At 44.5% G+C, this 6,757-nt stretch carries 7 protein-coding genes and 1 pseudogene; 5 read left to right on the top strand and 3 right to left on the bottom strand.

What is annotated here, in order from left to right; genetic code table 11:
* Positions 1–662, bottom strand: a 662-nt coding sequence (locus F6K49_RS08305; protein ID WP_293095749.1) for a precorrin-2 C(20)-methyltransferase, incomplete at its 3' end; no start/stop codon positions are given.
* A gap of 47 nt (positions 663–709) precedes the next feature.
* On the opposite strand from F6K49_RS08305, the gene F6K49_RS08300 reads away from it, so the two are divergent.
* The 4 genes and pseudogenes from F6K49_RS08300 to F6K49_RS08290 all read left to right on the top strand — a co-directional run bounded on the left by F6K49_RS08300 (position 710) and on the right by F6K49_RS08290 (position 4,475).
* A complete protein-coding gene (locus F6K49_RS08300) occupies positions 710–1,414 on the top strand; it encodes a lipase (protein WP_293067387.1) in 705 nt (234 codons plus the stop codon).
* 961 nt (positions 1,415–2,375) lie between these two features.
* Positions 2,376–3,473 carry a pentapeptide repeat-containing protein gene (locus F6K49_RS08295; protein ID WP_293095746.1) on the top strand — a complete coding sequence of 366 codons (1,098 nt, stop codon included), beginning with the start codon at positions 2,376–2,378 and terminating at the stop codon, positions 3,471–3,473.
* Positions 3,474–3,491: 18 nt separating this feature from the next.
* Positions 3,492–3,563 (top strand): annotated as a pseudogene (locus F6K49_RS53240) (pentapeptide repeat-containing protein); the annotation flags it as partial.
* A gap of 78 nt (positions 3,564–3,641) precedes the next feature.
* Entirely contained in the window at positions 3,642–4,475 is an 834-nt protein-coding gene (locus F6K49_RS08290) for a hypothetical protein (RefSeq protein WP_293095744.1), read from the top strand.
* Positions 4,476–4,511: 36 nt separating this feature from the next.
* Here the strand turns inward: F6K49_RS08290 and F6K49_RS08285 are convergent, their stop codons facing one another.
* On the bottom strand, positions 4,512–5,117 hold the full coding sequence (locus F6K49_RS08285; protein ID WP_293095741.1) for a Uma2 family endonuclease: 606 nt from the start codon (positions 5,115–5,117) through the stop codon (positions 4,512–4,514).
* A 624-nt stretch (positions 5,118–5,741) separates the two neighbouring features.
* Between F6K49_RS08285 and F6K49_RS08280 the strand changes: the two genes are divergently transcribed.
* Complete coding sequence (locus F6K49_RS08280; RefSeq protein WP_293018598.1) at positions 5,742–6,416, top strand: response regulator transcription factor; 675 nt, start codon at positions 5,742–5,744, stop codon at positions 6,414–6,416.
* On the opposite strand, the gene F6K49_RS08275 is transcribed toward F6K49_RS08280, so the two are convergent.
* Positions 6,406–6,624 (bottom strand): hypothetical protein, encoded by a 219-nt coding sequence (locus tag F6K49_RS08275; RefSeq protein ID WP_293095738.1) that lies wholly within the window; start codon positions 6,622–6,624, stop codon positions 6,406–6,408. The two genes, F6K49_RS08280 and F6K49_RS08275, sit on opposite strands and share 11 nt — an antisense overlap.
* Positions 6,625–6,757: the final 133 nt, after the last annotated feature.

Below are 6,757 nucleotides of genomic sequence, written 5' to 3'. Positions count from 1 at the left end.
TTAGGGCGATCGCATAAATTACGATAAATCACCTGCTCCGGTAGAGTTGCTCGTTCTACCACATAGGCATTTTCCAACAACTGATGTCGATGCAGCACTTGCCACACCTGCTGATAAACTGAACTGACTTTGAGCAAGACTACTACATCTGCCCAATCCAAAACCTTTTCCAGTTCCTCCACATTATAGAGAGCTGGTAGCACCACCAGCCGCTGATCACGAATGGTCAAGGGTAATCCTAAAACCGATGCTGTAGCCATGGGGGAAGATACCCCTGGTACAGTTTGAATCAGGCTTTGAGGATGTAACTGTTGTAGCTTCTGTGCCAAATAGGTAAATGTGCTGTAAAAGCTCACATCTCCTTCGCACACAAATGCTACATCTTGCCCTAATCCTAGATAATTCCAGACTTGCTCAGCAGCAACTTGCCATGCTTGGGTCAAGATAGCGGTATCCTGCACATATGGAAATGTCAAGGGTAACTGCACCTGATGATTCTCCAACCATTGAGCGACAATCTGTTGAGCCAGTCCTGGTTTTCCACGGACTCCAGTAGGAAAGGCTACTACTGGTGCCTGTTTCAATATACGTAGTGCTTTGAGGGTGATCAGGTCAGGATCCCCAGGACCAACACTTATACCATAAAGTGTACCTAGTTTCACAAAAGTTTAAAATTATCTATAAAATTTATATTAAATTAAAATTACCGATGCCATTACCAACTGTTATTTTACCGGGCTATTTTGCTAGCGCTAGTGAATACCGTGATTTAGAACAATCACTACAACAGCTAGGGATTGCCGCAACTACTGTACCAATACGCCAACAGGATTGGTTTCCTACCCTTGGTGGTCGCTCTGTGGTGCCAATTTTGCGAAAAATCGACCAAGCTGTTAAACAGCAGTTGGAGAAGCATAACACCTCACAGATTAATTTAATCGGTCACTCTGCTGGTGGCTGGATTGCCAGGATATATCTAGGAGAAAAGCCTTACACTATTCATGGAGATGTTACTGATGACTCGGTAGGGTTATGGAATGCTCATTCCTATATCTCTACTTTAGTGACTCTGGGTACACCCCATCTCAGTCAGGAACGTTGGACTAAACGCAATCTTGATTTTGTGAATGATAACTATCCAGGGGCGTTTCACCAAGATGTCAATTATATTTGTGTTGCTGGTAAGGCAATTTATGGTAAGCGACGTTTAGGCAGTTGGTTGGCTTACAACAGTTACAAGCTCACTTGTGGAGAAGGGAATTGCTGGGGAGATGGGATTACTCCCATTGCTGCTGCTCATTTGGCTGGAGCGACTAATATTACTCTTGATGAAGTGCTACATTCTCCTAGGAGGAAAGGGCTTTGGTATGGTTCACCTGAGGTAAGGGAGGCTTGGGTGAAGTGTTTAGGTTGAAGGTTTCTTTGAAGGTTGAAGGTTTCTTTGGTTGAAGGTTGAAGGTTGAAGGCGTAGGGTGCGTTAGGGGCGGGCGAGCCATGATTTTTCGCCTCTTCGCCAGGGTTGGGATAGTCCGCACCGTAACGCACCATCAGAAGCTTGAAGGTTGAAGGCGTAGGGTGCGTTAGGGGCGGGCGAGCCATGATTTTTCGCTTCTTCGCCCCTTGTTGAAACAGCCCGCACCGTAACGCACCATCAGGTGAAACAGCTTTTAGGAGATGCACCCTATCCAGAACTTAATGCGTTCGCGTAGCGTAGCCCTTTGGGCTAATCGCTTTTAGCGGAAGCTTTGCTTCATCGCGTAGCGTGGCCAACGGCCAATCGCGTTTAGCGGCTCCTTCCCAGTATCGCAATGGTGGAAGTCGGTTTCAGCTACAACAACCTATCCCTGGATATTTGTCTGGAACAGTCTGTAAGTTAAGAAACACAATCAATAGGGGTTTATTAAGAATTATTATCACTGTATTGACAATAACTGCTTATTCTAATAATGGACTTACGCAAAGCCCCCTAAATACCCCAATTCTGGGGGACTTTGCCCCCCTAACCCCCCAAAATTGGGGGGTTAGGGGGGCAAAACCAACTCAACTTCGTAAGTCCTATAATAACTAACTACAACTAAACTTCCCTCGTATAGGTGCGTTCGCGTAGCGTAGCCCTTTGGGCTAATCGCTTTTAGCGCAGCGAAGTTGATCACAAAAGCAGAACAGCGGCAGGGTTGTGAAGGGAGTGTGTATCAACACTATATAGTTTATTTTTGATGCCACTCCATAGTTATTCGCGAAAGTATTTCCAGAATCTTGATTTATTGGTTTTAATTTATAATAGAAAGCGATACATAATTTACTTCAAATAAAATAAATTGTGATAATTTTTGTTCCCTACTTTCTATTTCATTTTCTATATATGATTATCGCTGATGAAAGCTGAAGAAGTTCTGAAACAATATGCAGCAGGAGAACGGGATTTCCAAAGGGTAAATCTTAGAGGTCAGTCATTCCGGGGGAAAGAGCTTTCAGGGGCAGATTTTAGTGAAGCGGATATTAGAGGAACGAATTTTAAGAATGCTAATCTAACTGGAACTAACTTCTGTAAGGCCAAGGCAGGATTACAGAAACGGTGGGTAATCGTTCTTCTGTTGGTTTCCTGGATAACGTCAGGACTATCAGGAATTATTTCCTCATTTGGTGGGGTGTTAGTAGCCTTAGTATTTTACTCTGGTAGCAACGTAGAACTACAAGTCTTCGGCTGGACAACACTGGTTGTAATAATTGCCTTATTTGCTGTTATTCAACGTCTAGGTATAACCTCCGCCTCCGCCTTTGCCTCCGCCTCCGCCTTTGCCTCCGCCTCCGCCTTTGCCTCCGCCTCCGCCTTTGCCATAGCCATAGCCATAGCCATAGCCGTAGCCTTAGCCTCCGGCTTCACCGTAGCCTCCGCCGTAGTTATAGCCTCCGCCATAGCCTTAGCCTCCGCAATAGCCTTCGCCTCCGCCGTAACCTCCGTCATAGCCATAGCCTCCGCCTTCGCCATAGCCTCCGCAATAGCCTCCGCCTTCGCCTTTGCCTTCGCCATAGCCTCCGCCTTCGCCATAGCCTCTGCAATAGCCTCCGCTTCCGCCTTTGCCTCCGCCTCCGCCTTCGCCTTACTTGCCACTTACCTGGGCTGGCATGTTCTAAAGGGGGACCCCAGAGATGTCTGGATTCGCACTATTGCTATTGCTTTTGCTGCCATAGGAGGAACCAGTTTTTACAAAGCTGATTTAACCAATGCTGATTTTACGGGAGCTATCCTTAAAAGTACAGATTTAAGGGAGGCTACTATCACTCGTACTTGTTGGAGGGAAACTATTAAACTTGACCGAGTTAGACCCGGAAAAAAATATCTTCAATATGAAAACATTAGACAATTGTTGATAACTGGAGAGGGACAAGATAAAAATTTTGATCGGCTCGATCTAAGAGGTATTAATTTAAAGGAAACTAATCTACAAGATGCTAGCTTTAGTGGAACATAATTAAACCGAGCTAACTTACAAAATGCTAATTTATCCAGAGCTAAACTGATACAAACTCAATTAGATAAAGCCGATCTAACGGGTGCGACGCTCACGGGAGCTACGATTGAAGATTGGGGTATCACTAGTCATACTCAATTGCAGGGGGTGAAATGTCGGTATGTCTTCATGCGCTTACTCACTAAAGATAACCCGAACCCCCGTCGTAAGCCGGATAATTGGGAGGAGGAGTTTGAAGATGGGGATTTTGCTGACTTCATTAAACCCATAGTTGATACTCTAGACCTCTATCATAATCAGGATGTTGACCCTCGTGCGATCGCAATTTCTTTTAAGCAGTTAGCTGAAAATAATCCTGATGCTGAACTGGAGATTGTGGCAATGGAGAAGCGAGGTAAGGATAAGTTCTTACTTCGTGCAGCAACTGCATCTAATGCAGACCACTCTAAGCTGAATAGAGAGTATTTCACAACTTATAACAATACAAAAGCATTCGCAGAAACCGAGGCGCAGGTACTTTTAACAGAGAAAGATAGCCGGATTTCGAGTCTAGAAACTATGATCCAAACAGCACTTCAGCGTCCTATTTTTTATGCAGAAGCCTATAATCATCAAGGAGATACTATGTCACAAGCCCCTAAGAAAGTTTCTAAATTTGACCTAAACAATCCTCAGTTTGGTGGAGGATTAGTGGATGCCGATACCGTTCATGCTCAAAATATAGGTAGAGACATCAATAATAATTATTCTTCAGAGCAAAAACAAAACCTAGCAGAAGCAGCCGCTGAAATTCAGCAATTAATCCAACAACTAGAGAAAACCAACCCTACCGCCACAGAAGCACAGCAAGAAGCTTTTGTCAGTGCAGCCATTACACCAACCAAGAAAGAAAGGCTAGTTAATGCTATCAAAGAAGGTGGTCAAGGAGCAATTGAAGAATTCCTTGATAACCCATATTTGAATGTAGCAATTAGAATTATTGAAGGGTGGAGAAACCCTTAATTTTACAAGTGACAATGGTGGTGATAACTCCTGCCCCTACCAGATTTTCTCCAGCTTCAGCACGAAACCCGGCAGCACCGAGTCATCCCCCTTTACCGTAGCAGGATTGTCCAACTGCTCCACTTCCCCACCAGGACGGTAAATATACACTCGACGATTATTGGGGTCAATCAACCAGCCCAACTTCGCGCCATTGTCTATGTACTCTTCCATCTTGTCTTTGAGGTCTTTGACGCTATCACTGGGGGAACGCAATTCAATCACAAAATCTGGGCATAGAGGAGCAAATTTTTCCTGTTGTTGAGGTGTTAGGGCTTCCCATTTTTCTAAGGTTACCCAAGAGGCATCAGGGGAGCGCTCCGCACCATTGGGAAGCTTAAAGCCAGCAGAAGAGTCAAAACCCTTGCCTGTGCCATCTTGTTCTACCCAACTCCACAACTGACCATTGAGACTGAAATTTCGACCTCCGGTTCCACTGCCTGTTGGGGGCATAATAATTATTTCTCCCTCTGACGTGCGTTCAATCCGTAAATCTCGATTAATCTGACAAAATTCAAAAAACTGGTCATCATCCATGTCCAATGCTGGGGGCATCTTCAGCACAATCGGATTAGTTTCAACAGGTTTGGTGGCTACTGTCATGATTGAGCTACTTCCCGCACAAAAGAGTTTCTTCTATTATAATTACTGGTATTTATCTACCCCATCGGTTTGGTACCGGTGGGGTTTGGTTTGGTTCTAGCTTACTTTTAGGTGCGACCCGTGGCGAATTTAATTCTTGATGCGGAAAGCGCACCTTTGACTTCTGACTTCTAACTTCTGACTTGCGCGTAGCGCTGTATGTAGTTTTCAGCAATCCTACTGACTGAATTCTACCCAGTTATTGTCTTAAACCAGCAATCAACTTGGTAGACAAGGGGATTGCTTTATCTATCTGTGTCTTTTTAAGCTAAAAAGTCAGCAGTGGTTCTACCTATTTGTAAGCATTCAGCAGTCAGCGGTCAGCCGTCAGCTATTTTCTTCAAAAGCTGTTCGCGTAGGGTGCGCATAGCGCATAGGCTGATAGCTGATAGCTGATAGCACCTCAAGTAGCGTGCGTGGCACAGGCTTCTAGCCTGTGAGGTAGCGCTAATCGCTGATAGCTGATAGCTGAATGCTTACACCTATTTAAGACTGATGACAGGAAAAACTTGGCTGTCTTAAAACCTCGTTGGCTAAATTGCAACGATAGGTTCCAATGGTGAATAGGAAACATAGAGGGAATTGATGATGAGCCAAGATTTACCAAAGCCAGGGAAACTGAAGCTCCTTGTGGTTGATGACCACGAATTGATGCTGGGTGGAATAATCGACACCCTACGACGGAAGTATCCAGAAGCGGAAATCCTAACAGCTCAAACGTTCCAGAGCGCTCTGGAACAACTGGAACGATTTCAGCTTGACCTTGTTATTGTAGATCTTTCCATTCCAGAAGCTTCTGAGAATACAGCTAAAATCGATACGGGCATTAAACTTTTGCAGATAGTGATGAAGCAGTACCCCAACCTCAATCTTGTGGTGCTCAGCACTTACCTCAAAGCTCTGGTGCGGATTAAGGATGAGATTGACGAGCACAAAGGGGGTTTCACGGTGGTAGATAAGGGTTTCTCCGGTCAGGTTATGTTAACTAGAGTTGACTGGGCATTGCAGGGATTAACCCATACAAAAGATCTAAAGATGCTCAAAGGAGAAGTCAAGCCAGAGTGGCTGGAGGTACTCACCCTAGCATTTCATGAGGAATTGCAAGATAGGGCAATTGCTGAGCGTATGCATAAAAGTGAACGAACTGTGGTTCACTACTGGACGAAAATTCGAGACGTTCTGGGTGTTTATCCTGAAGACGGGAAGAATCTCCGAATTCAAACTGAGATGCGAGCCAGAGAAGAAGGGTTTATTGATTGATATAGCGGTTTTCAATTGGCTGAGGTACAGATTCCTGGGTTTTAGGGAACAGGGAACAGGGAACAGGGAACAGGGAATAGGGAACAGGGAACAGGGAACAGGGAATAGGGAACAGGGAATAGGGAATAGGGAATAGGGAATAGGGAATAGGGAATAGGGAATAGGGAATAGGGAATAGGGAATAGGGAAAAAATCCTGTGTACCTCATAGTTATAGCGATTTGCCGATAAGTTAATTATTAAAATGAGGCAAAAAAGATAAAGTCCACTTCTTAATTTACAATAATAAATAACTTAGGTTAGATGCCAACTGTTCTATTCCCTATTCCCTGTTACCTGTTT

Source organism: Moorena sp. SIO3I6, from assembly GCF_010672095.1.
The sequence above is the reverse complement of the archived record's forward strand: the minus strand, read 5'-3'. Positions and strand labels throughout refer to the sequence as shown.